Here is a 24,795-nt window from a genome sequence, read left to right as displayed (position 1 = left end):
TTGTCCTAGTTCTTTATCCTTATATTTACCGCAGGACCGCATTCCCTCTCTAGAAGAGGAAGAAGCGACTTCTACTTGTATAGCTTCAAAATTTATTTCTCGCGGAAAAGGTTGCAGTTACCCTTCCTGATGGTATGGGGCTGGTTCTTTTTTTGCTTGCTTAAAAGACAGGAGATCACCGATGACTAAGCATCTGTATGCAATATGGTTAGGGGACGTTTTATTTTGCTTCTCTGGCGAAACTTCGGAGCCGAAGGTTGACGCTTGGACTCGCGTAGTGAAGCGGATGGAGCTACAGGGAGGAGTGCGTCCTTTTGCAACTGCTGCTCTGCGTCTGGCAGAAGTGAAATATCCGGCTCCCCCTGTAGAGGGGAAGCCAGCCCGGCGCGGATTGCCCGGACGAACGTTCGAAGGGCTCGCCTTGGTTCCTAGCGATGCATTTCAACTGCTTCTGGCATGGGATGAGACGTTATGCCGAGAACAGGGAGTGGAGCCAGGCGGCGAACTGCGTTACTGGGCAGCAGCGGCACGTTTTGCGCTGGAGCTGATGGGTACTGGCGGGATTACGCCGGGTGCCTTGCCACCACGCCCTGTGGGCTCACGTCGCCGTGGCGGCGAACAGGCGGCGACGGTCTGCTGGTCGCCAGCTTTCCGAAAGCAGGAGGACAAAGAGATCTTTCTGCAGCTGGCAGCATCCATGCCTGTTCTTGCACTAGGAACGCATATCGCAGAGGCAGGGGATTTATCCTCTCGTGATGAGGCTGGAGCATATGTGCTTTACTCCTTTATGCAGGCTGTAATGACTGCTGAAATAAAAAAAGTAATTGCGGGCATTGAAAGTGAGTTAACCCCTTATAAAGCGAATTATCGCCGGGGTTATTCCCCTTTAACTGAACTGTGGTGGAATAGCCTTCTCACGGGAAGCCGAGATATACCCGTGCAAGGAACTCCGGCAGAGGTGACAGACCTTTTGGTCACTGTGAACGAGACCGCTGGCAGCGATGTGCCACATTCAGAACCAGAGGAAGCACGGAGCGGGCAGCTGGGTCTTGGGTTACGGCTGGAGCCGCCAGAAGACAATAATGAAGTGTGGCGGTTAACCTTCTGGGCGGAGAACAAGGAAGAAGGGGAATTCTGGTTTCCCGCCAAATCGATCTGGAGCAGTAAGGAACGAGAGTTTACGTTATGGGGTAAACGCTATCGCAATATCCAGCAGCAGCTGCTTATAGCGCTGGGCCGGGCTGCGAAGATATCGCCGGATATTCAGCGCGCTCTTGCTAAGCCTGCGCCTACGGGGGCGGATTTGGAACCGGAGCGTCTTTATTTCTTTTTGAAGGAGACGGTGCAGCAGCTGCGCGATCGGGGAATAACGGTGCAGATGCCTTCGCGCTGGAGCCGTGAGGGACGCCGCCGCATTGGCATGAAGATGAAAATGCAGCCGGGCGTGAACGGGGGCGATAGTCCGGCGCCCGCAGCTCTGGGTATGGAAGAGCTGATCTCGTTCCGTATTGAGGCCTCGCTTGGAGATAGTACGATTAGTGAGGAAGAATTAAATGCATTAGTAGAGGCCGGTGTACCTTTTGTACGTTTCCGCGGGGAATGGATCGAGATAGATCCTAAAGAAATCCGCCAGGTTCTTAGATATATGAAACGCCATGAAAACGGAGAAATGACTGCCGCGGATTGGATGCGCCTAGAAGCCGAGGATGGTGAGGATCGGCTCTGGAAAGGAATGTCCGTCACTGGGATGGAGACATCCGGGCTGTTGGCATCACTTATGCGCGGAGATGTATTACGTAATCTTCCGGTGCGTCCCGTACCTGAAGGTCTGCATGGAACTTTAAGACCTTATCAGGAGCGGGGTTATCAATGGCTGGCCGAGCTCAGTGGTCTGGGTTTTGGGGTATGTCTCGCCGATGATATGGGTCTAGGTAAAACGGTGCAGGTTATCACCTGCCTGCTGGACCGGGCGTTAAGTGCTCCCCCTGAAGAGAAGCAGGAGCCGGTGCTGATTCTCTGCCCAACTTCGCTTCTTGGCAACTGGCAGCGGGAGCTGCAGCGCTTTGCTCCTTCGCTTAATGTACACATACATCATGGTGGACGCCGTGTTCGGGGAGATAGCTTCTTAGAACTGGCAACCAGTCATGATATCGTACTGACGACCTATCACTTGGCAGGGCGTGACAGCGAGGATTTAGCCAATGTCCAGTGGTCAACAGTAGTGCTGGATGAAGCTCAATATATTAAAAATCACCGGACGAAGCAGGCACAGAGTGTGATGAAATTATCGGCACCGCATCGCATAGCTATGACAGGTACTCCGGTAGAGAACAGACTTGGCGAGTTATGGTCTATTTTCCACTTTTTAAACCCGGGCTATTTAGGAACCTATCATTCCTTCCGGCAGCGTTATGTGTCTGGTGAAGGTGGGGAACGCCTGCGGGAGCTACATCGCTTGGTATCCCCCTTCCTGTTGCGGCGTCTGAAGAGTGACCCGGATATTTCTAAGGATTTACCGGAGAAGCTGGAGCTGAAGTCTTATTGCCCGCTGACCGAGACCCAAGCTGCCCTGTATCAGGGTGTCGTGGATGAAATGCTCGGTGTGATCGGGGAGAGCAGTGGTATGGCTCGCCGTGGACTGGTGTTATCCTCTCTGACGAAGCTGAAGCAGATTTGCGATCATCCTCAGCTATTCCGGAAAGAAGAAGGACGGAGTCCACGCAATGAACATTCCGGTAAAATGGAGGTTATGTTCGAGGTGCTGGACAGTGTCGCTGAAGTTGGCGAATCTGTGTTGATCTTTACGCAATACGTAGCGATGGGTGAGCTGCTGGTGAGCAAGCTTACTAAGCGTTATGGTACATCGCCGCTGTTCCTTCATGGGGGGATTCCAAAACGGGAGCGGGACGAGATGGTGCATGATTTTCAAGAGGGCAAGGGGCCAGCCTTCTTCGTGTTATCTCTTAAAGCGGGCGGAGTAGGTTTGAACCTAACCCGGGCCAATCATGTTATTCATTACGATCGCTGGTGGAATCCGGCAGTGGAGAATCAGGCGACAGACCGGGCTTTCCGAATTGGGCAGGATAAGAACGTACAAGTTCATAAGCTGATTTGCCAAGGAACGCTGGAGGAACGTATTGACGAATTAATTGAGCGGAAGAAAAGCCTTTCGGAGCAGGTTGTTGGTTCTGGTGAAACATGGTTGACCGAGATGTCTAATCATGAACTGAAGGAGCTTATTGAACTGCAGGATCAGGATTGGATGTAAAGAAAGACATGAGCAATACGGAGGGATCGAACAATGAGTGAACTGTTAGAGATGCGGCTGGAAGTTGTGCCTGGATTAGTAAAAGCAGCATGGACGGCTTCGCCCGGGAAAGTGACGGGAGGGTCGCGGGCAAAAGGTGAATGGAATGTCGGTACTTCTGCTGTTCCTCAGGGACAAAGAACGGAGCAACCTCTCTCTCTGAAGGTTCCAGTATGGCATGCTGCCCGTAGAAAAGAAATATTGCGGCGTCTGGCGCTAAGTCCGGATGAGGTATTTGCTTTGCTGCAAGGGAGATTGACGGGTGGGCTGGCGGAACTGGAGCTTCTGCCTACAGATACTGAGCTGGAGCAAGCCCTCTTTGAGGGGGAAGGGTTAGAGAACCAGGCGGAGACTCTGCAGCTTATAAAAGAACGACTTGCTGAAGAGCCGCTGCTGGCGCTTTCTCTGAGAGGATTTACTAAGGGAGAACTCCTGGATGGAATATTTGCCCTTTGGGCTGAAACTGATATAGCTGCCGATGATTCTGAGACAGAGGCAGCCCCAGCTAGTGAGCTTGCAACAGAATTAGCACGGCTAGAGCGCAAGGGCCCCGCAATTTCTTCTGGGGAATGGCTTGCAGAAGCGGCTGCTGAAGGTTCGCTTCACCAGCCGGGACCGCAGTTCCATGAGATTACGGCTAGGCCATTTCCCTCATCGCCGGTAGTAGCAGCGGTAACGGAAGACTGGGGAGCTTTGCTGCCTCAGACACCTAAGGCTCTAGAAGGCCTAACTTTGATTATGAATCGAGTAGCAGAAGCTGCTGCCCGTCGTGCAAGTAAGGCGTAGTTAAACAGCAGTGGAGTTTAGAGAAGCCGCTTCCTATCTGAGGAGGCGGCTTCTTCTTTGTGTAAAGCTTCTGTAACCTTTTACTATTAAACTCTGTCTATGATTATAGAATAGAAGGAAATGGAAAAAGGAGGGTTTCATTTGAGACTATATGCCGTTTTTGCCCCGATAATCATTGCTGGGTTATTTCTGCAATCCTACATGGTAAACGATAATCTTGGTTTAGATTCGAGTATGGGGACAAATACCGCTGAGCTGAAGACGAATATGAATTCTTTGCAGGGGTATCCTGCTAAATTTAGCATGAATGACATAAAGCATGGATGGGGAATAGACGAGACTGGATTATGGACTACGAACGATGGAGGAAGTAGTTGGTACCATCCGGACAGCAATATCGTTCCTATTCCACAAGAAACAGGCATCTTTGCCGCAGCAAGCTTTTTCCTGAATGCCACAAATGGCTGGATTATTAGTAGTCATGGTATGGGTCAACCTATTCAGATCTATCATACCTCTGATCAGGGCCAGACCTGGAAGGAGACAAAACTTCCCGTCACGGAGGATTGGGAGCAAGGATACAGTGGCGGATTTATTCATTTTATCGATGTGAATAACGGGTATGTGCTGCTGGATTCAGAACCTGGTCTCGGGATGATGGAGAAATCCTTGTATCGCACGGCTGATGGCGGGAACAGCTGGAAGCGAATCGGAAATCTAACGGGGAGTATTAAAGCCTATCCAACAGGGATAACCTTTCAGGATTCCCAGAATGGCTGGATCACCTCCAGCAACCATGGGCAAGAATACATTTTAACGTTCAGAACTACGGATGGCGGGAAGAGCTGGAAGCCGGAGCAATTAAAGAAGCCAGCTGCTCTGGCAGCCTTTACTTACAGTAATAGTTATCCGCCTAAATTCTCAGGCAAAGACAATATGAAAGGCATCCTGCCGCTGGAGATTGTTGACGATGGGATTCGAAGTATGGTGTTTTACACAAGTGATAACGGAGGCAGGACATGGAAGCTTGGCCCTCAATTGCTCGGTACTGAGGCAGCGAGAACAACATGGCTGAACGCTCGTGAAGGTTGGGCTTTGCAGGAGGGCGGCAAACTGGTGGCGACTGTCAACGGGGGTGTAAGCTGGAGGTTGATTGCGACATCACAGCTATTCGCGAAGGCAGAAAACATTCAGTTCGTTACGCCGGAAAACGGCTGGTTGGCGGGTCCAGGATTTCTACAGACCACTACAGATGGCGGCGTTACATGGAAGCCTTTGGTTAGTAAGCCTTGAGGCTGAATACAGCGGAACGCCGGGTCATGATTAGCCGTTGGTTGAGGCTTAGGGACTCAGGAGGCGTTATTCACACATTTATCGCCTATCCAGTATGTTTTCGGACTCCAGTGCAGCTATTTCATATAGTAGGGCGCAGATCGGGTGTTTTTTATGCCGTTAGCGACTTTGGGGTCCGTTAGTATGCAAAATGGAGGATTATTTTGCGAATAAGATCGGCTGTGTCCGATAGCACCTTGCTTCGGCGGCGAAGGGTAATGATCAAACGGCCTAATCGATTAAAAAGAAGGGGGTGTCCCAGCAGCCATTGTCATGGCTTATGAGACATCCCCTTAATTTTTGAGAAATGTAGAAATATGAAAGCTTAAACCTGCCCGCCGGCAGGGGATTCCCCTTCTGCAAGTTCCAGAATCTCGCGGCGTAGGCGCAGCATTTTTTGATCCAGTTCATCGGCGGCGCGTGCGGCATCCTTCAATTCTTCCGCAACATGCGAAGGAAGCTGCTTATCGAATTTATAATACAGAATATGTTCCATACTTGCCCAGAAGTCCATGGCTAGGGTTCGCAGCTGTATTTCGGCTTTGACCCAGCGTGTTCCTTCCAGCAGGACGAGCGGAATTGCGACGATAAGATGCAGGCTTTGATACCCATTCGGCTTGGGATGGGCTATATAATCTTTGATCTCCAATACGCGAATGTCTTCGCGTGTGCTGAGGTGATCAACCAGACGGTAAATATCTTTAACAAAAGCACATACAATCCGCATACCTGCAATATCGTGAATGTGCTGCTCCATATTTTCCAAGTTGAACTCGAAACCTTTGCGCTCCATCTTTTGAAGGATACTCTTGGGTTCTTTAATTCGGCATTTAACATGCTCGATGGGACTGAAGCCGTCACGGACCTGCCATTCCGTTTTGATCACATCGATTTTATTCTCAAGATCATTTAGTGCATGGCGATAGAGTGCTGGCAGAGACTTGAACTCATTGATAAGATTTGTGAAATCCTCGTTATCCTGCCAATGTTGCAGATCCTTAACGTGTACCTGCATCTGTTTTAGCGTAAGCTGTGTGCTGTCATGTTCTTCCACTGAAACTCTCCCAATTTCGTTATTTGTGATTAATTCTATTTTAACCGATGTAGAACCCCTGACGCAAAATAACGTCTGAAATCAGGGAAAATAAGAATTTATAGGAACATTCTCCGTTAAATCGCGTATTAAAGCACATTAATGAATCTGTTCGATACATTTGGTATGATAGAAACACGTATCGCTGGAGAGGGAGGAACTGTAATGAGTTTTATGAAACGAATCAAAGATAGTGCGAGCCGGGTTACCGAAAAAGCACAAAGCTCTGTTGAGATCGGCAAGCTGAACGGGCTTATTTCCGATATTGAACGTGAGATGGAAGTGGAATTCACGAAAATGGGCAGGCTTTTTTATGAAGGGTATCGCTCTAAGGATATGTCTGTAGCTGAAGGCAAAATGGTAGAACTGGCACGGACCTGTTCCAAGCTTCAGGAAAAAATTGAAGTCCAACGCGCAAGAATTGCTGAACTGAAAAATGAACGGTTATGTTCTTGTGGCAATGTTGTGGCGCTCGATGCAAACTTTTGTCCAAAGTGTGGAAGTAAGCTGGAGGAGCTAACCACATCAAGAAAGATTCCGTCACCGCCGGTATTCGTCAAAACTGTGGATGAGGACGAAGAGGATGAGGATCAATACTATGGTGCGGATGAGCTAACGGATGAAGAGAAGGAGATTGCAATGAAGCTCCATCCGCAAAGTGTGGTGTATTCTGAGATCCTGCCTTCAGAGGATGATGAGCTGCCATTGGAGGAATATGCGGCGAACGAACATGACATTGAACGGGATCGCAGACATGCTGATCAGCTGGAACGGGAAAGACAAAGACAGCTTGAGCTGGATCGTCGCATCCGCGATTGGAACGCGAATGAACATCAGGAGGAGTCCGCAGTCACCCAGGACAGTGGTGTTCGTGATATGATTAAGTGTCAAATCTGTCGGAATGAATTGCCCAAGGGCTCCTTATGGTGCCCGCGTTGTGGATCGGAGCAAATATAGTACAGATATCAGTCAGCTTAGGGCTTAGGGGGACAACAAGATGGAACAGCTGCTGCTGCATCTGCGCAATCTGGGCTTCACGGAGATGGAGTCCAAAATCATGGTCGAGCTTGCGACTAAAGGTCAGGCTTCTGGCTATGAGGTTGCCAAACAGCTCGGAGTTTCAAGATCAAATGTGTATGCGGCGCTTCAGCGCCTAACACAGCAGGGATATGTACGATGTGGTGAAGGAGAGCCTGCGCGGTATAGTGTTCTCAATCCGGAGGAGCTGGCGACGATGATCTCGGGAAGAGTTCAAGCTTCGCTGGCTTATATGGAAAGTGAGATGCCTCGCGGAGGGCCTGTTAGTCCTTCTTTTTATAATGTAGAGGGCGACCGCAATGTAATGGGGGCGCTGATTCGCCAGCTTAACATGGCAGAGCAGGAAATTGTAGTGGATATGTGGCGCGAGGAAGCGTCGCTTCTGCGGAGCGAACTTGAACAGGCCGAACTGCGTGGCGTTAGGCTTTTATGGGCTTTTGACGGTGGCAATGCTGCTGCTGCCTCTTACCCGGTATGGCCGTCATTCGGAAAAGATTCGCAGCGGGCGGATGGACGGAAGTTCTCATTTGTGATTGACCGGAGCTGGTGTATGCTGGGGATGCGTTATGATGATGGATCCGCGCAAGCAGTGGTAACAGAGCACCCGGTGTTAGTGGAGCTGCTGTTGAATCATTTTACACAGGAAATGGTCTTGTTCGAGCTGGAGCAGGATATGGGCGCAGAATTAGTAGAGCGTTATGGAGAACGTTACAGCAAAATTCATAGCAAATATGTTATGTATGATCAAGGCGATGATGGGGAAGAACAGGCGCAGTAGTTATTATCATAGGGAGGTGAGAAGCATGGAATGTATCGTTCATTTTGAAGTGGTGCACAGTGATGGTCCTAAGAAATTGCGTGGACTGTTGTTTCTGGATAAGGGAGCATCTCCTGGAGAAGCAGAATTAGTCGAAATGTTTAAGGATATGAATTTTAACGTGAGACTGGAAGACCGCGAAAAATTGATTTTTAAACCGGTAAATCCGGGAGATTTCTTGGAGATTCGAATTACGGGTTATGATAACGGTCAGGAAAAGAGCAAGGATGATCATAATTTAAAATCGATCGTTGGAAATTTATTGCCTCAGAAGCCGACAGGTCTGTAATGTGGGGAGAATGGATTCAGTGATGGGAGAAGGAGGAGCACTATGGAGCTGTTGAGACAAAAGGTGTTGAAAGAAGGTATTGTACTCGGGCAAGGAGTGCTCAAGGTGGATTCTTTTCTGAATCATCAGATGGACCCCTTCCTGATGCGTGAGGTTGGCCGTGAGTTTATCCGCCGGTTCGCTGGCGAAGAAATTACGAAGGTGCTGACTATAGAATCCTCGGGGATTGCTCCGGGGATTATGACAGCATTAGAGCTGGAGGTTCCGCTGATTTTTGCCCGTAAGCAGAAATCGCTGACGCTGACAGAAGACATTTACGTGGAGAAGGTCTACTCCTTCACGAAGAAAGAAACGAATGAAATTACCGTTTCGAAGAAATTCATTGCTCCCGGAGAACGGGTGCTGATTGTTGATGATTTCTTGGCGAATGGTGAAGCCGCCTTCGGACTTGCCCGTATTGTTGAGCAGGCGGGGGGAAGTGTGGTTGGAATTGGTATTGTGATCGAAAAAGCGTTCCAGCCAGGAAATCGGCTGCTGCAGGAAGCGGGATATCGCGTAGAGTCACTTGTGCGTATTGCTTCACTGGAGGACGGAAGAGTCACTTTCGTGGAAGACGAGGAAGAGCCTCTTGTTTGAGGCTTTTGGAATGCATTCTCAAACAAAAGCTATAGGATATACAAAACAGCAAGCGACTTGGTAATGAACCAGTCGCTTGCTGTTTTTTGTGTGTATGGTATGCACGGGTCAGGATTACCCGTTGCTGCCGCATGCCGCTGCAGTGTCGGCGGGCAGCTGTACGCTGTCCGCCGCCAGCGGCGATAGCACCCGCAGCGCCCCCGGCTCGCAGCGAACGGCCAGCGGCCCTTTGCCGAGGCTCTCGCCGTCGCCGATCGCAGGCCGGGCCTCGGCAAAGCCCACAGCTACGCTACGTCCGCGCAGCATAGACACGAAGGGCAACGCCACATGCTTGCCCTTCAGTACCGTGGGGAACAACCGCAGCAGCTGCCCGCGGCTGCACCCATGCACGACGCAGACGTCAAGCTGGCCGTCATCGGCCTTTGCCTGCGGGCAGATCAAAAGCCCGCCGCCGTAGCTGGGCAGGTTGCAGATCGAGACCAGCCATGCCTTCTCGAAGGCGTGCTCCGTACCGTCGCAGACTACGCTTACCCGGCAGGGCTTGAACGTCATCAGCGTATGCAATATGCCGATGATATACGCGAGCTGGCCTGCTCCAATGGTATTGCACAGCCGTTTGTAACGGCTGGCATTCACATTCTCGGCCACTTGAGCATCAAAGCCATTGGCAACGGCTGTTACGGTCAGTCCGTTTGCTCCTGAAAGCAGGTCTGCTTCGATATACCGCTCGCTAAGGGCGGCCTCCAGCGCGGCTTCTATTGAAAGTGGAATGCCAAACCCCCGGGCGGTGTCGTTGCCGGAGCCGGCAGGAATCACGCCCATGGGGATATCTTTGCCGCAAAGTGCACCCAAAATGCTATGGAGCGTGCCGTCACCACCGATTACAATCACGGCTTTCCAATCCTCGCGATGCTTTAGTGTATTTAAAACAAGGGCTTCTGCACCCTCTACGCTGTGCGTAAACAAGGACATGAAAGGCAGCGAACGCTCCTTCATGAGCGCCTCTACAGTATGCCAGGTCCGGCCGCCTGCTCCCCCGCCGGAACGCGGGTTTATGATAAATAGATACATATGATTTCCTCCAGCCTGTAGAATTCCATTGATGCCCTTTCTACATTGTAAGGAGTGGATGGGCAAAAGGGAATACTTTTCAGAGATCAGAGGGGCTACTTTTTGGGGGATTACAGATGGCGAATCTGACCTTCTGCGATATCACCTGCCCAAGGGAGTTTATACCACCTGCCACTTAAGGCATGGTAGATCATTAACAGCCACACCCCAAAGCTGCAAAGAGAGACGAGGGCACTCATCAAGGGACCGAGGAATGGGACCAATCCGGTTAGAACGTGGAGGATCATCAGCACCCCGAAGGTAATCAGTGATTGCAGCGAATGGAACAGCACAAAGCGGCTGCGTTTCTCCAATGCGAGAAAGACGACGCCGCCGAGAAAAGGGAAAAAGTAACACAACGCGCCCGCTATATTATCGGGCAATCCGGTGGATGATTTAAAAGGGGACAATGGGCTCACTCTCCTTCTGCTTGGAGAAGAAGGGGCTTGATTGTTCGAATCCTTCTTCCTTACAAGCCTATGACTTGTCAGGAAAAAGTATGTTTATCTCATTGAAGGGAGAACATACTTTTCAAGCAGCCTGCGAGGGTTCTTCCAGTTGTTTGTCTTGCTCTCTGCTGTAAAGACCACTACAGCATCCAGATTGGGAAAGAGCAGAATCTGCTGCCCGCCATGCCCGTGGGCGAGCTTGTAGGGCTGCCCGCTCATCGTACCGATCCAAAACTGATATCCGTAATCACCAAATGCTGGATATCCCTTAGCTTGAGCGGTAAGTGCATCCTGCAACCAATGTTCTGGGATGATTTGCTGCTCTGCAAACACTCCATTATTCAGCAGGCAGATTCCGAATTTAGCCATATCCCGAGACGTTAGGTGCAAACCGATATGACCCATGCTATGTCCCTCGGGGCTAGGTAACCAAGCGGTATTAGCCATTCGGAGTGGAGTGAATAAATGCTGTGCTGCATAGGAAAATGCATCAAGACCTGTAGATTCACTAATCATTATCGAGATTAGATGTGAGTCGATGCTTCGATATTGGAACTGGCCGATTTGTTCTGGAATAATGTTCAAGCTAAGGCCAAAGGAACCCCAGCAGCGGCTGCGATGGAGGTTCCGAACAAGCGGTTCACCAAGCTTCTTCCCTGTGATCCAGCTAAAACCGGAAGTCATGGTAAGAAGATGACGGAGTGTGATTTTTGAGAGATGTGGGGAGTGAAGGTATGGAATATGCTTGCGAAGGACCTCGGACACAGAAATATGGAGATCAGGCATCTCTCCACGGCCGATAGCGATTCCCGTAAGGACACTGACAAAACTTTTGGTGGCAGAACGGAGATCATTTAATGCTCCAGCATGATGGTCGTTATAATAACGTTCGAAGATAAGTTTTCCATGACGCACAATAAGCATGCTATGCATCTTGGGGTATTCTTTTAGGATAGCTTGATGGGCTTGTTCAAGACCCTCCCGGCGTGTATCGGTGTCTTCTGGCGCTGCGGTAGTCATTAGGGGAATTACAGGCTGGGCCATAAAGATCTCCTTCTCATTTGTTGATAAATACAATTTCGCTTGCTGTATAGGTTATTGTATTTTAACCAGTTTGGAGACATCTGACTTACGAAGACAGCTGTAAAAAATAATATTTTCCAAATAGTACATTTTACAAGGAAAGGTGGAAGTTAATCCGGAATATGATACAATATAACGATAAGGCCCGAAAGGAGTGATTCAGTAAGTGGCTCTTCGGGTAATAAAAGTGTCAAGGAGCTATCGTTCATCAGGCGTCCTTACTCTCAGCCCAAATCACGACGAACCTGCTTCACCGGCAAGGCGGTGTCTCAAAGGCTAGATTTAGCTTTAGATTCCACGTTTTGACGGATAGTGCAAGCCACGTATGTGTAATGGATACTTCACTTGCATTCGAGGTTACGGCGTACTTTTCATCATGCATTCTCTACAACGGAGCATTCATTTTCAATGTTTTGGGAGGGAACTGATCATGGCAAGTAAAGGTCATAACGAAGTCAAGGAAAGTCTACGGGAAATGACACGCATTTTCCGACCCAAAGATCCCAAGAAATTCGTAAAGGAGTACGTCCGAAAGTATCGGATTACAGGAGGCTATGAAGAAGAACTGACCATGGTCGTGGAACACGAGTTGGTACGGATGAATTCATCCGTCTCCTAGCTAACAGATACGTTTGTCACTTGCTTAACTTTAGACATCATTTTGAGTAATAACATCCACGAGGATTCTTATAAACCGTGCCCGAGCGACTTTTGTTGCTGGAATCGGTTTTTTTTGTATGTCCATTTACGAATAAGGAAAAGTCTTCGTCATAGAATAGTCAAATGAATTAATAGACACATTTTAAATTGAATGCGCTTTCTTTATTATTTTTTATTTGTTTGCGTTTTCATAAAATGCTATGAAATCCAGATGGGACAAGGGTTTATTGTGTCGAAAATTACAATGTGAACTAGTTGTGAACGATTGACAAAACTTTCCCTTAAACTTATATTAATAGTGATTGTTATAATTGACAGAAAAAAACAGGAATCTACGAAATCGGGAAAAGCGGGGTAGATCAATGATGAAAACGTGGCAGGCTGTAAAGCGACTCCTTCCCATGACCGCTATGTTTGGACTCTTTCTTGCCGGGTGCGGTCGTGAGGACTTGTCAGTACTCAGACCACAGGGACCTGCAGCAGACAGATCTTACGGATTAATGGAGCTGTCGATCAGCATTATGATCGTGGTGTTGCTGATTGTCTTTACGATTGCAGCTTATGTACTGATCCGCTTCCGCAGAAGACCGGGTCAGAATGAAATCCCTGAGCAGGTTGAGGGCAGTATGAAACTTGAGATTCTCTGGACAGTCATTCCGCTCATCCTTGTTGTAGTACTGGCCGTGCCAACGGTTAAAGCTGTGTTTGCCGCTGGAGATGATCATTCCAATGACAAGAATGCGATCAAGGTTAAAGTAACCGGCCACCAATACTGGTGGGAGTTTGAGTATACCGACTATAAGGTAACTACAGCGCAGGACCTGATTATTCCGGTGGGCAAAGATATCGCCTTTGAACTGGAAACTAAAGATGTGCTGCACTCCTTCTGGGTCCCTTCTCTTTCCGGTAAAATCGATACCAACCCAGCTGGAACGATTAACCGCTTTAGCTTTAGTGCGCCTAATGAAGGCGTTTACCGTGGGAAATGTGCGGAGCTATGTGGACCTTCTCATGGATTGATGGAATTTAAGGTGAAATCAGTTAGTGAACAAGAGTTTCAAAAGTGGATTGATTCTATGAAAGCACCTGTAGCTGTGCTGCCAGAGGATCCTGCTTTAGCTGAGAAGTTCAAAGCGGCATGTCTGACTTGCCACGCTGTAGGTGATCAAGGGATTAATAATGCGCCGAACTTGACCGGAATTGGTTCTCGGGAATCGATTGCTGGAATTCTTCTCAACGACGACACGAGGGAAGATGGTGCGCCGATTGAAGAGAATCTCAAAACCTGGCTGCACGACCCGCAATCCGTAAAACCAGGCAATCTGATGCCTAACCCCAAAGATCTGGGCCTGAGTGATGCTGAGATTGATGGCATTGCAGAGTATCTGGCCAACTATAAGCTGGACTAATGCCTTAGCCTAAAGGCGGGCGGAACTTTCGAAAAGGGGGGACGAACTTTGGCTCAAGCAGCGCATACCTTGAATTCATCCAAGCCTCTGGGGCACGGCCACAGTGTGAAGCGCCATACAGGACTTATGGATTGGCTAACAACCGTCGATCACAAAAAAATCGCGATTTTGTACCTATGGGCCGGAGGATTATTTTTTGGCATCGGGGGAATTGAAGCGCTTCTGATTCGTTGGCAGCTCATCAAGCCGATGAATAACTTTTTGGATGCACAAACGTTTAATGAACTCATAACCATGCATGGTACGACGATGATCTTCCTCGGCGTCATGCCAGTCATCTTCGCACTCATGAATGCCGTCATTCCGCTACAGATCGGTGCACGTGACGTAGCCTTTCCTTTTCTAAATGCACTTGGTTTCTGGACCTTCCTGTTCGGCGGGATTCTACTGAATCTTAGCTGGGTTATGGGTGGTGCTCCTGATGCCGGGTGGACCGCCTACACCCCACTATCTACGAGTACATACAGCACTACACACGGTGTAGACTTCTATACGATCGGCTTGCAAATTGCCGGATTAGGGACCCTCATCGGGGGGATTAACTTTCTAGCCACGATCATTACGATGCGTGCGCCGGGAATGACCTATATGCGGATGCCGATGTTCGCCTGGACCACATTTATCACTTCTGCCATTATTTTGTTTGCTTTTCCAGCAATAACAGTAGGGTTAGTACTGCTGACATTCGACCGGATTCTAGGAGCCAATTTCTTCGAAGTCGGAGCCGGAGGAAGTCCAGTGCTATGGCAGCATATCTTCTGGATATTTGGTCACCCGGAAGTGTATATTCTCATTCTGCCTGCCTTCGGGATTATTTCCGAGGTCATCCCAACCTTTTCGCGTAAAAGACTGTTCGGATATAGCTCCATGGTGTTTGCAACCATCTTGATCGCCTTCTTAGGTTTTATGGTTTGGGCTCACCACATGTTCACAACTGGACTTGGACCTGTAGCTAACGCGTTGTTCTCCGTATCAACGATGTTAATTGCGGTTCCGACCGGGATTAAAATTTTTAACTGGTTGTTCACGATGTGGGGCGGGCAAGTACGTTTCACAACCCCTAACCTGTTCGCTGTAGGATTTATTCCTACATTTACTATGGGGGGAGTAACTGGAGTGATGCTGGCGTCCGCACCTGCTGACTTTCAGTTCCATGATACGTATTTTGTTGTAGCGCATTTCCACTATGTTATTGTAGGTGGTTTGGTGCTTGGCCTGTTCGCAGGTCTGCACTACTGGTGGCCAAAAATGTTCGGAAGGATGCTGAGTGAGACGCTGGGCAAGTGGACTTTCTGGACGTTTATCATCGGATTCCATCTGACCTTCTTTGTACAGCATTTCCTTGGGCTTATGGGGATGCAGCGCCGCGTGTTCACTTATTTACCAAATCAGCAATTTGATTTGCTAAATCTAGTCAGTACCATTGGTGCAGGTCTTATGGGTGTCGGTATGATTATTTTCTTGGTGAACATCTTCCTGACTTCCAGAAAACCAGCGGATGCAGGCAATGATCCGTGGGAGGATGGACGTACATTGGAATGGACCATTCCTTCACCGCCGCCAGAATATAACTTCAAGCAAACACCTCTTATTCGGGGGATTGATGCCTTCTGGAAAGAAAAAGTAGCAGGGAATAAAGGCATGACACCAGCAGAGCCGGTGGGCTCAATTCATATGCCGTCAGCAACGATTTTACCGTTTACGATGTCTATCGGAATTTTTATCGCTGGGCTTGGCTTTATGTTTAGCCGTGATGAATTCGGCAATGCTTTTATGAGCTTCCTGTTTAATAATTATATCGTTACAGCCATCGGTCTTATTATTACATTTGGATCCATGCTGATGCGTTCACTGTATGATGATCACGGATGGCATATTGAACCTGAAGAGCTGGAAGGAAGTGAGCGGACATGACAACGGCACATGCAGAAGCTTCTAAGGATACCTTTCCGCACGAGCCGGAAAAAGCTACGCTCGAAGGACGCAACAAGGTTCTTGCCTTTTGGCTGTTTCTAGGCGGCGAAGCGGTATTGTTCGGCACGTTGTTCGCTACTTTCCTCGCACTGCGTAATCAGACGAATGAGGGGCCTTCGGCGAATGAACTGTTTCACCTGCCACTTGTAGCCGCTGCAACATTCATCCTGCTGGTAAGCAGTCTGACGAGTGTATTCGCTATTCAAGCGATGCACAGAAATCGGCCGGCACTGCTACGGAATTGGCTTTTAGTTACTGTAGGTTTAGGTTTAGGTTTCCTTGTTTTGGAGATCTATGAGTTTACTCAATATGTAAGACACGAAGAATTCGGAATGACCACAAGTGCATTCAGCTCGGCATTCTACACACTGGTAGGATTTCATGGTGCGCACGTAGCCTTCGGGATCGCTTGGATCTCCATCTTGATCGGGCAGCTCGCCCGCAAGGGGTTAACGGTTGTTACTGCACCAAAAGTGTATGTGTCAGCCATGTACTGGCATTTTATCGATGTAGTATGGGTCTTCATCTTTACGGTTGTATACCTACTCGGAAAGGTGGGCTAGGCACTATGACGACGGATCAGCATATGCCAGATAGCGGCGGGTATAAGCAACGTCATCGGCATGAAGGACCACAGAAACATATTGTTGTCTTTATTTTCTCCATTGTCTTAACATTGATTGCTTTCGCTGCTGTTGCGGCTGGGGGCGTAAATGCAACCTTTGCGATTATTTTGCTGCTGGTAATGGCTGTTCTTCAGGTTATTGTGCAGATGGGCTTCTGGATGCATCTAAAAGATAAAGGGCATCTTCTGCCGATTCTCTTCATGCTGGGCGGCTTCTTTATCGCTGGGACCTGTATTGTTATGTCGCTGTATTGGGTTTGGTGGAATTAACGGACGATAATGAAAGAGGTGGGCTGCGATGCCCCCTCTTTTTGATGTTTAGATATATGAATTCCTGCGCTAGGAGGTTGGGATTATGCTGGGATTAGAATACTTTAGTTTTGCTGAACTATGGAGTCCGCTTTTTCTAGCGGTAATGCTGCTGCTGACAGCAGGTTATTTTGTGTGGATTGGTCCGATTGCTGGGCGTTATGCCGATTCATTACCGGTGCCATTTTGGCGTAGAGCGTTATTTGTCTGTGGGATGCTTGCCCTTTACCTGGCACAAGGAGGACCCATTAGCCTTTTAGGGCATATGATGTTTTCCTTCCACATGGTCAGTATGGCCTTGTCTTATCTGGTAGCGGTGCCGCTGATTATGCTTGGAATTCCAGATTTTATCTGGCGCAGGATACTAAAGGTGAATCCGCTTCGGCGGTTATCTTTTTTAGCTCATCCGGTAGTAGCTGCACTATTGTTTAACGGACTTTTTTCCTTGTACCATATTCCTGTTATTCATGATTATGTGATGCTGCATTTTACTGTTCATCGTATTTATTACATTGTTTTGTTCCTGACCTCTGCTTTAATGTGGTGGACACTGATTAATCCGCTGCCGGAACATCGTATGGCGAGTGGGCTTGGGAAGATTGGATTTATTTTTCTGAACATGGTATTGCTGACACCGGCTTGCGGGCTGATTATATTTGCCGATCATCCGCTCTACGCCACTTACAGTGATCCAGAGACTTGGGCGCGTGCTATGGGCTATTGTATCTCGGGAGACCCCTCTGTTTTACTTCAGAATTTTGGAGGTCCTGCATTCTTTGAAGTGATGTCGCCGAAGGTAGATCAACAGGTGGGAGGCATCGCGATGAAGTTCATTCAGGAATTTATTTTTGCCTCTATGCTTGCTTATGTGTTCTATCATTGGTATAAAAAAGAGAACGGACAAGACGACGATGAATTGTCGACGCCATCCTCAACACTTCAGGAGAGCAACTTGAACCGTGCATAACTGGTAGACTGCCGAGGGGGAGAATCATGGATATTTTCACAGTGTTTCCGACTATTAGTACGTCATTCATCGTGATCAGCGCGGTGCTGGTGGCTATAGGTTGGTGGCTCATTATCAAGGGCAAACGCGAGGCGCATAAGAAAACGATGATTGCTGCCGCTATCGCTGCGCTGCTGTTTTTTATTGTTTACGTATCGAGAACGTTGTTTGTGGGGAATACCTCATGGGGCGGACCGGATGAACTGAAGACGATTTATCAAGTGTTTTTGATCTTCCATATCGTTCTGGCAACCGTAGCTGCGGTATTCGGACTTACTACGTTAACTCTTGGTTTCAAGGCGAAGTATTCCAAGCACCGTAAGTGGGGCAGAGTGACATCGATAATTTGGTTTATCACAGCGATTACAGGCGTTATGGTGTACGTGCTGTTGTATGTTTTGTATCCAGGTGGACATACCAAGCCGGTGTGGGAAGTTATTTTGGGAGCGTAAAATAAGTGCTTGAATAGAGCACAGAGTTTAGTGCGTTGAGCGAATGAACAGCACTAGAGTAGCAGAACCGTAAATAGTTATGAAATAAGCCTATATATCTGCATGTTCCTGAGTAGGGATTGCGGGTGATGGGCTTATTTTGGTTTGTAGAGCTTCGGGATCTGTCCCGAAACTGAACGAAGTTAGCTCGAAAAAGACGCAATTAGGGAAAACCTCCCTGATAATGCACGAAATTAGCTAAAAAAGGCCATAATTAGGGAAATCCTCCCTGAAAGTGAATGGATTTAGCTCAATAACGGAGTAATAGCTGAATTTTTGGGGAGGATTTCCCTAAAAACTAATAATCTAAGCTCGGTTGGGCAGATTTTAGGGAGTTTTTCCCTAATGTTAATCCGCCCGGCAGTCGCCCATATCCCATACTTGAAACTGCACTAGCAGCCGAAACGGTATCCCACACCCGAAACCTGAACCAGTCAGCAGCCGAATCAGCACCCCGCCCCCGATACCGCACCATCCGCCATACCCGCCTCCCTCAACACACATCACACCAACACGTTGCATAGAAGCAAGAGTGAGCTCTTACTACTTCATTTCCAGAATGAATTATCTAATAAACTCCATTATCCCAGTTACATTCGCCCCGTAGCATTCTGCCTCAATTCCCCTTCATTGTATTTAATCTCAATAAATAAGCGTTACCTAACGTTTGAGAGTGTCTTCATAAGCTTGAAGTATGAGGTTGCCCAAACCTCCTATTTCTTTTGAATAATTTCCAGTTACAGGATTGACAATGAAAAACCAAGGTCATATACTGTGTATATAGATATATACAGTAAGCACAGGGATATGAACACCTGCTTCTGCTAGACGCTGAAGACATTGTAAAGCGAGGTTAGCATTAATGAGAACATTAAAAGATTCATGGTTTATGTTGCGCTCTGATTTTCGCGGAGACAAATTAAAAATATTAGGGACCCTCGTGATAACAGTTGTTTTTATGAGTTATCTTGGTGGACTGACTAGCCTGATAGCAAATGATGTACTAGGTGAGCAGGATCGGACGATGCTAGCGGATTTCTTATTTCTCTCCTTTATCCCCTTATTGGGATTAACATTCTCTCGCCGCTCCATGAAATATTGGAGTGAAGACTCTTACACAAAAATGTTGGTTTACTTACGAACTTTACCGATCCCAGCTGCAGTAATATTATCGCGGAGGAAACTTCAGGGTGTGGGCTCCTTTACTCTAAATGGTACGTTATTCTTCGTTATTATTTACTTGTTAGGAGAGAATTTCCGGGCAGAGCTGACGGTTCCTTCGTACATAGCTTTTGCGATTACTTGGCTCGGCTTCGGATTCATGGTCTCAGGTCTATATATTTTTATTGAATATCTTTTTAGCGGCAAAGCTTATCTATGGCTAACATTGCTTATCGTAGTTTTATCGTGGGCAACATCGTTCTTAGTTACACTGGGCGGAGGCAGTTTGTTCTTATACAGTATCTCCTATTCGAAGGAGTGGGGGCTGTTATCTCCGATCATGTGGGGGTCACTTCTGCTGGGAACAATATCTGTGCAGTTATTCTCTAAATGGACTATACATCGGCTGAAAAGTCGCAATCTCATATAAAAAATCGGAAATGGCAAGGACTGCGCTCTAGCACGCTAGAGTGGAAGGCGAGGTGTAAATAATGTGGATACCGGTACAAATCAACGAAAATAGTGCAGAGCCCCTCTATCATCAAATAGAGACTCAGCTTAGATCATTAATCATTAGCGGAGTCATTACAGAAGGTACGCTGCTGCCCTCGATTCGTGAGTTCGCAGGAGATCTGAAATGCAGTGTAATTACCGTGCGGCGGGTATATCAGGATCTGGAGAACGAAGGTTTGCTGCGAACGCGACAAGGAACGGGTACCTTTGTATCCCATGTAGGTGACGGAGCCATGGAAGAATATAAACGTGAAACGGTTGGCAAAGCACTTGAGAGTGCAGTGGATATCGGCCGATCGGTACATTGCAGCAAGGATGAAATTGAACAGATTTTTATGGAGATTATAGAACGCAAGTATAGAGAAAAGGATTGAGAGGGGGCGCTTACTCATATGGTACAGATGGCTATAGAATTGCGGAATGTACTTAAACGGCGGCGAAACAAGACGATAGGGCCACTGACCCTGAATCTGCCTAAAGGATATATTACAGCTTTGGTAGGTCAGAATGGATCTGGCAAAAGTACGCTGCTGAATCTGCTGATGCAGCTGACTAATCCAGAGGAAGGCGAGATATATTGGTTCGAGAACAGGTATGATAGCGGGTTGTCTCTGGAGCTTCGTCAGACCATTGCCTATGTTCCTGAAACGTCAATTACTGAGGAGAACCACTGGAATGCAGAGGAGGCAGCTCGATTTCGGAAGTATTGGTATCCAAATTGGGACGATCAGTATTTTCACGAGCTGATGGATCGCTTTGAGGTTCCGTATCGTATGAGACTTTCGAAGATGTCTAAAGGGGAGCGCCGGAAATTCGAAATTGCTGTAGCACTTGCGGCACGGCCAAGTCTGCTGCTATTGGATGAACCTTCATCGGGTCTTGATCCTTTTGCCTGGAAGATTATGATCGAGACACTTCGTAAATATATGGATGAGCACAACGCAACGATTATCATCTCCACACACATTGTGGATGAGGTGCGACGGCTGGCGGATTATATCGTCCTTATGCATCGGGGAGAACTGCTGGGTATGGCTGAAAAAGACAGTCTGTTCGGTGCTTGGACCGAGGTTTGGGTGAATGCTGCGGATGAAGAGGAGCTTGCGGAGTTATCGGCTGAGTTGCCAGGAGGCTTGCACTTTACCATGGATACACCGGGTGTAGCTTCTTTTATCATAGAACAATTTTCTGAAAACGAGAAACGCATTCATGACTTGGGCGTAAAGGTTATCAAGAGCCGCAGTTTGGAGCTGGACGAAATATTAAGTTTATGGACACAGGGTCATCGTCCTATTCTAATTGACCACAAGAGAGGGGACTAGAGAAATGGAAGCCTTAAAGCTGGAAAGTGTAGTTAAGCAATATGGAGAAAAAACCGCAGTAAACGGAATTAACCTAACCGTAGGTAAAGGGGAAATTTACGGATTACTGGGGGCGAACGGCGCGGGGAAAACAACCACGATGCGTATGGTGCTCGGCCTAATCTACCCTGATGAGGGCAAGATTTTGTATAACGGAAAACCTTTCAACAGTGAACTGCAGCAACTTATGGGTTATCTGCCCGAAGAACGTGGACTATATCCTAAGGTGAAGATCAGCGATCAAATCGTTTACTTGGCCCGCCTGCGTGGGATGTCAGCTAGTGATGCAGATAAGAGCTTGCGCTATTGGCTGGATCGATTCGAGGTTCCGGATTATTACAATAAAAAAATAGAAGAGCTTTCCAAAGGAAATCAGCAAAAAATGGGCTTTATCGCCGCTGTCGTTCATAAGCCGCAGATTCTGATTCTAGATGAAGCTTTCAGCGGGCTGGATCCAGTAAACGTGGAGCTGCTGAAAGATACGGTCAAAGAATTACGTGATTCGGGAACAAGTATCCTCTTCTCTACGCACCGGATGGAGCATGTGGAAGAGCTATGCCGTAACATTACGATTCTCGATCGATCCAATACGGTCGTTCAAGGGGATATCCGCACGATCAAGAATGGCTACCCGCGGGAAGAAGTATTGCTGCGTACAGCTAATGAGGTAAAAGGTCTGGAGTCCATCGCAGGTGTTACAGCAGTTAAACGGCTGGAGCGTGGGTATCTGTTATCGATCAGTGAGATCGGTGCAGCACAGCGTATTTTACAGCAGGCGATAGCACAGGGTGAAGTGGAGCATTTTGAAATCAAGGAACCTACGTTAAACCAAATCTTTATCAGAGCGGTGGGTGAATCTAATGAATAAGATGGGGACAATTATCGGCTTTACCTTTAAAAATAAAGTTAGAACGAAATCATTTATGATTACTACTTTGATTCTAGTATTATTGCTCAGCATAGGGATGAATCTTCCCTATATCATCGATCAGTTTAAGGGTGATTCGGCCAAAAGTGAAGTTACTCAAATTGCTGTGATTGCTGAAGAGGGAAATCAGGTTGCAGAATTGTTGAAGGCTTATACTGCGCCAGAGGGCATGCCACAGGCTAAGATAGTACAATATGCTTCTGCGGAGGATGCCGAGTTAAAGAAAGCATTAGATGAAGAGACCGTAGAAGGTTATGTTACTTTTGCGGAACCTACTGGTGAAGGGCTTCCACCCGTTACTTATCATAGTAATGATGGGGAACTAAACGGAGATGTGCAAGTTTATCTCCAAAATGCACTTCAGCAAGCAAACACACAATTCATCGTTGGCGACAAGCTGACCTCTGAACAGATTGCTGCAATGTCAACGCCTGTGCAGATTACTACACAACAGCTTAACGCAGGCGGTGGCAGTGAAAGCTCTCAGGAGGACACTCCAGCCATTAACTACATTATCGTATATGCCATGCTTATGTTGTTCTTTATGTCCATTATGATGACAGGCAACATGATTGCCGCAGAGATAACTTCTGAGAAAAGCTCGCGGATTATGGAGATTCTGATTACAAGTGCCTCACCTTTAGCGCAAATGTTCGGTAAAGTTATCGGTGTTTTCCTAGTAGGAATATTGCAAATTGGGATCTTTGTCGCAGCGATCGTCGTCAATTTGACGCTCCCGCATAATGCGACTGTATTGGCTGATTTTGATCTCGATTTAGGCCAGCTCAATATTAACTTGCTGCTCTATGGATTTGTCTTGTACGTATTAGGTTACTTCCTCTATGCCTTGATGTATGCGGCTGTAGGTTCGATTGTCAGCCGTACGGAGGATCTCGGTCAGGCGGTAATGCCAATCATGATGTTAGGCTTCGTAGCGTTCTATGTTCCACTGTTCAGTATCTCCAATGCAGATACTCTAGTGGTTAAGATAGCGAGTTATGTGCCTTTCACCTCACCATTGACGATGCTGCTCCGAATTGGTGTCGGCGAGGTGGCGATCTGGCAAGTCATTGTATCGCTGCTGATCCTGCTTGTGACTACCTTCATCTTCGGATGGCTGGCAGCCAAGATCTATCGTACCGGCGTACTGATGTACGGCAAACGCCCAAGTATTAAAGAAATCAGAAAAGCAATGAAAGCTTACAAGATCTAAGAAGACCTCATATAACTTTTAAGGAGTGCTAATGATGTCTACAAGCGAACAATATACCATTATGCTTTTAATGAGTTCGGTATCGCTGGCTACGGTTAGTAGAATGCTTCCGGATGGCTCCACTTTTATGGATTTCGTTCAAGGCGTATTGACTGGTGTTGCTATAGTGGGGATGTTGGCAGGATTGTGGATGTACGGTAAGGCGCGTAAGAGTAAAGTGTAATAGTAGGAACTGAATTTTCGGGGGTATCCTAACAACCATTTATGGTTGTTGGGATATCCCCGTTTTTGAGTTGGCAATCTCTTTGTATACGAGCTGATATAGCTAACGGACCCAGCAGCACTTAAATGCAACAATCATCGAGATTTAGCAAGATATCGGACACTATAGTCGCTATTGGCATGAAAAATGGTGAATTAGTAGCTCTTTTAACCAAATAGTTGCACTGGAGTCCGATACTATGCTCAAAAGGCGATAAACGTGTAAGTAACGTCATCTGGGTCCGTAAGCCTTGGTGGAAGATGATTAGGGCTTGCTTTAAGACGATCCAAGACGTTCATCGCTCGGGATTTCTACTGGAGTCCGAACGCCGGCCATATTTGTGGAAAAGCTTCAATTAAAGGCTCCTGAGTCCGTTAGATGCTTCATGCGCTTAAAGATTGTCTGAATTCTAGTCAGTGACTAAATTATAGAAAGATTTGCGCTCGTTAGTATATCCGTTTGGGTGGTCATCTGCTCCCGTACAGCTCTAAGCTGTGTTTTCAGTGCGGGAACACTTTTTTGCAGAATAATGCTTATTTGAGAAAGAGGCAGCTTTAGACCGTACCACATGACCTTCACAAGCTGTTCCTCCCAAGGTAATGCCTTAGCCGATAGAAGCGAGCGCCGGGCAAAAGAATCAGCACACTGGCGAATACAAGTGCGGTAAGCGTGGATAGAGAATAACTGAGGATCGAAATCATCCTGACGATATATTTTATGAAGCTCTGTGAAGGTGCGGATAGTAATCTTGTCTGCCTCATTAGATTGTTCTAACAACATGGAACTAAGTACGTAGACTTCATTAGTATACTTTTGAACACACTCTGCAAATTTAGTACTGTAGGTGGACTCGGGAGGTAAGGGGTCAGGCATGGTGAACACG

The 24,795-nt window shown here is 47.5% G+C and carries 26 protein-coding genes; 20 read left to right on the top strand and 6 right to left on the bottom strand.

All coding sequences use genetic code 11. From position 1 onward, the window contains the following. Window positions 1-181: 181 nt before the first annotated feature. From MKY14_RS24880 to MKY14_RS24870, 3 genes are all read left to right on the top strand, one after another. Window positions 182-3,268 carry a DEAD/DEAH box helicase gene (locus tag MKY14_RS24880; protein WP_340916316.1) on the top strand — a complete coding sequence of 1,029 codons (3,087 nt, stop codon included), beginning with the start codon at window positions 182-184 and terminating at the stop codon, window positions 3,266-3,268. Window positions 3,269-3,301: 33 nt separating this feature from the next. Further along, window positions 3,302-4,093 (top strand): hypothetical protein, encoded by a 792-nt coding sequence (locus MKY14_RS24875; protein ID WP_076124497.1) that lies wholly within the window; start codon window positions 3,302-3,304, stop codon window positions 4,091-4,093. A 141-nt stretch (window positions 4,094-4,234) separates the two neighbouring features. Then, window positions 4,235-5,386, top strand: coding sequence for a WD40/YVTN/BNR-like repeat-containing protein (locus tag MKY14_RS24870; RefSeq protein WP_340033903.1), 1,152 nt, complete (start codon window positions 4,235-4,237; stop codon window positions 5,384-5,386). 364 nt (window positions 5,387-5,750) lie between these two features. On the opposite strand, the gene MKY14_RS24865 is transcribed toward MKY14_RS24870, so the two are convergent. Beyond that, the gene (locus MKY14_RS24865; RefSeq protein ID WP_051491247.1) at window positions 5,751-6,440 is read right to left on the bottom strand and encodes a GTP pyrophosphokinase; all 690 of its coding nucleotides are present in this window, start codon (window positions 6,438-6,440) and stop codon (window positions 5,751-5,753) included. Between the two features lie 243 nt (window positions 6,441-6,683). Here MKY14_RS24865 and MKY14_RS24860 point away from each other — a divergent pair, with 243 nt between their 5' ends. The 4 genes from MKY14_RS24860 to MKY14_RS24845 are packed head-to-tail and all read left to right on the top strand — an operon-like array spanning window position 6,684 to window position 9,298. Continuing rightward, window positions 6,684-7,475 (top strand): zinc ribbon domain-containing protein, encoded by a 792-nt coding sequence (locus tag MKY14_RS24860; protein ID WP_076193702.1) that lies wholly within the window; start codon window positions 6,684-6,686, stop codon window positions 7,473-7,475. A gap of 40 nt (window positions 7,476-7,515) precedes the next feature. Then, window positions 7,516-8,334: a TrmB family transcriptional regulator gene (locus MKY14_RS24855; protein WP_036682516.1), complete on the top strand. Its 819-nt coding sequence runs from the start codon at window positions 7,516-7,518 to the stop codon at window positions 8,332-8,334. A gap of 25 nt (window positions 8,335-8,359) precedes the next feature. Then, window positions 8,360-8,662, top strand: a complete 303-nt coding sequence (locus MKY14_RS24850) for a hypothetical protein (RefSeq protein WP_036682514.1) — start codon at window positions 8,360-8,362, stop codon at window positions 8,660-8,662. A gap of 42 nt (window positions 8,663-8,704) precedes the next feature. Beyond that, window positions 8,705-9,298, top strand: a complete 594-nt coding sequence (locus MKY14_RS24845; protein WP_076101352.1) for a xanthine phosphoribosyltransferase — start codon at window positions 8,705-8,707, stop codon at window positions 9,296-9,298. A 114-nt stretch (window positions 9,299-9,412) separates the two neighbouring features. On the opposite strand, the gene MKY14_RS24840 is transcribed toward MKY14_RS24845, so the two are convergent. From MKY14_RS24840 to MKY14_RS24830, 3 genes are all read right to left on the bottom strand, one after another. After that, window positions 9,413-10,369 carry a diacylglycerol/lipid kinase family protein gene (locus MKY14_RS24840; RefSeq protein WP_340977571.1) on the bottom strand — a complete coding sequence of 319 codons (957 nt, stop codon included), beginning with the start codon at window positions 10,367-10,369 and terminating at the stop codon, window positions 9,413-9,415. A 110-nt stretch (window positions 10,370-10,479) separates the two neighbouring features. Further along, complete coding sequence (locus MKY14_RS24835; protein ID WP_340978062.1) at window positions 10,480-10,818, bottom strand: DUF4870 domain-containing protein; 339 nt, start codon at window positions 10,816-10,818, stop codon at window positions 10,480-10,482. 93 nt (window positions 10,819-10,911) lie between these two features. Then, window positions 10,912-11,901, bottom strand: a complete 990-nt coding sequence (locus tag MKY14_RS24830; RefSeq protein ID WP_340977569.1) for a serine hydrolase domain-containing protein — start codon at window positions 11,899-11,901, stop codon at window positions 10,912-10,914. A 469-nt stretch (window positions 11,902-12,370) separates the two neighbouring features. On the opposite strand from MKY14_RS24830, the gene MKY14_RS24825 reads away from it, so the two are divergent. The 7 genes from MKY14_RS24825 (at window position 12,371) to MKY14_RS24795 (ending at window position 18,435) form a co-directional block, all read left to right on the top strand. Further along, window positions 12,371-12,559 carry a hypothetical protein gene (locus tag MKY14_RS24825; RefSeq protein WP_019913840.1) on the top strand — a complete coding sequence of 63 codons (189 nt, stop codon included), beginning with the start codon at window positions 12,371-12,373 and terminating at the stop codon, window positions 12,557-12,559. 403 nt (window positions 12,560-12,962) lie between these two features. Continuing rightward, the gene (coxB, locus tag MKY14_RS24820; protein WP_076124488.1) at window positions 12,963-14,009 is read left to right on the top strand and encodes a cytochrome c oxidase subunit II; all 1,047 of its coding nucleotides are present in this window, start codon (window positions 12,963-12,965) and stop codon (window positions 14,007-14,009) included. A 126-nt stretch (window positions 14,010-14,135) separates the two neighbouring features. Further along, window positions 14,136-15,983, top strand: a complete 1,848-nt coding sequence (gene ctaD, locus MKY14_RS24815) for a cytochrome c oxidase subunit I (protein ID WP_076124740.1) — start codon at window positions 14,136-14,138, stop codon at window positions 15,981-15,983. Beyond that, complete coding sequence (locus tag MKY14_RS24810; RefSeq protein WP_038568531.1) at window positions 15,980-16,606, top strand: cytochrome (ubi)quinol oxidase subunit III; 627 nt, start codon at window positions 15,980-15,982, stop codon at window positions 16,604-16,606. Before ctaD ends, MKY14_RS24810 begins: the two co-directional genes overlap by 4 nt. A gap of 5 nt (window positions 16,607-16,611) precedes the next feature. Then, entirely contained in the window at window positions 16,612-16,938 is a 327-nt protein-coding gene (locus MKY14_RS24805) for a cytochrome C oxidase subunit IV family protein (protein ID WP_036682505.1), read from the top strand. Window positions 16,939-17,023: 85 nt separating this feature from the next. Beyond that, complete coding sequence (gene ctaG, locus MKY14_RS24800) at window positions 17,024-17,944, top strand: cytochrome c oxidase assembly factor CtaG (RefSeq protein WP_076124487.1); 921 nt, start codon at window positions 17,024-17,026, stop codon at window positions 17,942-17,944. 26 nt (window positions 17,945-17,970) lie between these two features. Continuing rightward, window positions 17,971-18,435 carry a DUF420 domain-containing protein gene (locus MKY14_RS24795; RefSeq protein ID WP_076124485.1) on the top strand — a complete coding sequence of 155 codons (465 nt, stop codon included), beginning with the start codon at window positions 17,971-17,973 and terminating at the stop codon, window positions 18,433-18,435. 387 nt (window positions 18,436-18,822) lie between these two features. Here MKY14_RS24795 and MKY14_RS24790 read toward each other — a convergent pair whose 3' ends face one another. Continuing rightward, window positions 18,823-18,996 carry a hypothetical protein gene (locus MKY14_RS24790; protein ID WP_179088739.1) on the bottom strand — a complete coding sequence of 58 codons (174 nt, stop codon included), beginning with the start codon at window positions 18,994-18,996 and terminating at the stop codon, window positions 18,823-18,825. Between the two features lie 340 nt (window positions 18,997-19,336). On the opposite strand from MKY14_RS24790, the gene MKY14_RS24785 reads away from it, so the two are divergent. The 6 genes from MKY14_RS24785 (at window position 19,337) to MKY14_RS24760 (ending at window position 23,873) form a co-directional block, all read left to right on the top strand. Continuing rightward, window positions 19,337-20,065 (top strand): hypothetical protein, encoded by a 729-nt coding sequence (locus tag MKY14_RS24785; RefSeq protein WP_340011859.1) that lies wholly within the window; start codon window positions 19,337-19,339, stop codon window positions 20,063-20,065. A gap of 61 nt (window positions 20,066-20,126) precedes the next feature. Continuing rightward, window positions 20,127-20,522 carry a GntR family transcriptional regulator gene (locus MKY14_RS24780; protein WP_076185182.1) on the top strand — a complete coding sequence of 132 codons (396 nt, stop codon included), beginning with the start codon at window positions 20,127-20,129 and terminating at the stop codon, window positions 20,520-20,522. 18 nt (window positions 20,523-20,540) lie between these two features. Continuing rightward, on the top strand, window positions 20,541-21,470 hold the full coding sequence (locus MKY14_RS24775; RefSeq protein WP_340011860.1) for an ABC transporter ATP-binding protein: 930 nt from the start codon (window positions 20,541-20,543) through the stop codon (window positions 21,468-21,470). Window positions 21,471-21,474: 4 nt separating this feature from the next. Next, complete coding sequence (locus MKY14_RS24770) at window positions 21,475-22,377, top strand: ABC transporter ATP-binding protein (RefSeq protein WP_036676693.1); 903 nt, start codon at window positions 21,475-21,477, stop codon at window positions 22,375-22,377. Then, entirely contained in the window at window positions 22,370-23,650 is a 1,281-nt protein-coding gene (locus MKY14_RS24765) for an ABC transporter permease (protein WP_076124479.1), read from the top strand. The genes MKY14_RS24770 and MKY14_RS24765 overlap by 8 nt, the downstream gene beginning before the upstream one ends. Window positions 23,651-23,681: 31 nt before the next feature. After that, on the top strand, window positions 23,682-23,873 hold the full coding sequence (locus MKY14_RS24760) for a hypothetical protein (RefSeq protein ID WP_143762355.1): 192 nt from the start codon (window positions 23,682-23,684) through the stop codon (window positions 23,871-23,873). Window positions 23,874-24,332: 459 nt separating this feature from the next. Here MKY14_RS24760 and MKY14_RS24755 read toward each other — a convergent pair whose 3' ends face one another. Next, window positions 24,333-24,785 (bottom strand): hypothetical protein, encoded by a 453-nt coding sequence (locus MKY14_RS24755; protein WP_076185178.1) that lies wholly within the window; start codon window positions 24,783-24,785, stop codon window positions 24,333-24,335. Between the last annotated feature and the right edge of the window lie 10 nt (window positions 24,786-24,795).

The organism is Paenibacillus sp. FSL R5-0887, assembly GCF_038002305.1.
GTDB classification, from domain to species: Bacteria; Bacillota; Bacilli; order Paenibacillales; family Paenibacillaceae; genus Paenibacillus_AQ; species Paenibacillus_AQ odorifer.
This window is presented reverse-complemented; position numbering and strand designations above follow the sequence as displayed.

Excerpts from the sequence above, each read along its gene's own strand:
- MKY14_RS24880 (WP_340916316.1), top strand. The coding sequence starts at position 182 with ATGACTAAGCATCTGTATGCAATATGGTTAGGGGACGTTTTATTTTGC.
- MKY14_RS24875 (WP_076124497.1), top strand. The coding sequence starts at position 3,302 with ATGAGTGAACTGTTAGAGATGCGGCTGGAAGTTGTGCCTGGATTAGTA.
- MKY14_RS24865 (WP_051491247.1), bottom strand. The coding sequence starts at position 6,440 with ATGCAGGTACACGTTAAGGATCTGCAACATTGGCAGGATAACGAGGAT.
- MKY14_RS24860 (WP_076193702.1), top strand. The coding sequence starts at position 6,684 with ATGAGTTTTATGAAACGAATCAAAGATAGTGCGAGCCGGGTTACCGAA.
- MKY14_RS24855 (WP_036682516.1), top strand. The coding sequence starts at position 7,516 with ATGGAACAGCTGCTGCTGCATCTGCGCAATCTGGGCTTCACGGAGATG.
- MKY14_RS24850 (WP_036682514.1), top strand. The coding sequence starts at position 8,360 with ATGGAATGTATCGTTCATTTTGAAGTGGTGCACAGTGATGGTCCTAAG.
- MKY14_RS24845 (WP_076101352.1), top strand. The coding sequence starts at position 8,705 with ATGGAGCTGTTGAGACAAAAGGTGTTGAAAGAAGGTATTGTACTCGGG.
- MKY14_RS24840 (WP_340977571.1), bottom strand. The coding sequence starts at position 10,369 with ATGTATCTATTTATCATAAACCCGCGTTCCGGCGGGGGAGCAGGCGGC.
- MKY14_RS24830 (WP_340977569.1), bottom strand. The coding sequence starts at position 11,901 with ATGGCCCAGCCTGTAATTCCCCTAATGACTACCGCAGCGCCAGAAGAC.
- MKY14_RS24825 (WP_019913840.1), top strand. The coding sequence starts at position 12,371 with ATGGCAAGTAAAGGTCATAACGAAGTCAAGGAAAGTCTACGGGAAATG.
- coxB (WP_076124488.1), top strand. The coding sequence starts at position 12,963 with ATGATGAAAACGTGGCAGGCTGTAAAGCGACTCCTTCCCATGACCGCT.
- ctaD (WP_076124740.1), top strand. The coding sequence starts at position 14,136 with ATGGATTGGCTAACAACCGTCGATCACAAAAAAATCGCGATTTTGTAC.
- MKY14_RS24810 (WP_038568531.1), top strand. The coding sequence starts at position 15,980 with ATGACAACGGCACATGCAGAAGCTTCTAAGGATACCTTTCCGCACGAG.
- MKY14_RS24805 (WP_036682505.1), top strand. The coding sequence starts at position 16,612 with ATGACGACGGATCAGCATATGCCAGATAGCGGCGGGTATAAGCAACGT.
- ctaG (WP_076124487.1), top strand. The coding sequence starts at position 17,024 with ATGCTGGGATTAGAATACTTTAGTTTTGCTGAACTATGGAGTCCGCTT.
- MKY14_RS24795 (WP_076124485.1), top strand. The coding sequence starts at position 17,971 with ATGGATATTTTCACAGTGTTTCCGACTATTAGTACGTCATTCATCGTG.
- MKY14_RS24790 (WP_179088739.1), bottom strand. The coding sequence starts at position 18,996 with ATGCAACGTGTTGGTGTGATGTGTGTTGAGGGAGGCGGGTATGGCGGA.
- MKY14_RS24785 (WP_340011859.1), top strand. The coding sequence starts at position 19,337 with ATGAGAACATTAAAAGATTCATGGTTTATGTTGCGCTCTGATTTTCGC.
- MKY14_RS24780 (WP_076185182.1), top strand. The coding sequence starts at position 20,127 with ATGTGGATACCGGTACAAATCAACGAAAATAGTGCAGAGCCCCTCTAT.
- MKY14_RS24775 (WP_340011860.1), top strand. The coding sequence starts at position 20,541 with ATGGTACAGATGGCTATAGAATTGCGGAATGTACTTAAACGGCGGCGA.
- MKY14_RS24770 (WP_036676693.1), top strand. The coding sequence starts at position 21,475 with ATGGAAGCCTTAAAGCTGGAAAGTGTAGTTAAGCAATATGGAGAAAAA.
- MKY14_RS24765 (WP_076124479.1), top strand. The coding sequence starts at position 22,370 with ATGAATAAGATGGGGACAATTATCGGCTTTACCTTTAAAAATAAAGTT.
- MKY14_RS24760 (WP_143762355.1), top strand. The coding sequence starts at position 23,682 with ATGATGTCTACAAGCGAACAATATACCATTATGCTTTTAATGAGTTCG.
- MKY14_RS24755 (WP_076185178.1), bottom strand. The coding sequence starts at position 24,785 with ATGCCTGACCCCTTACCTCCCGAGTCCACCTACAGTACTAAATTTGCA.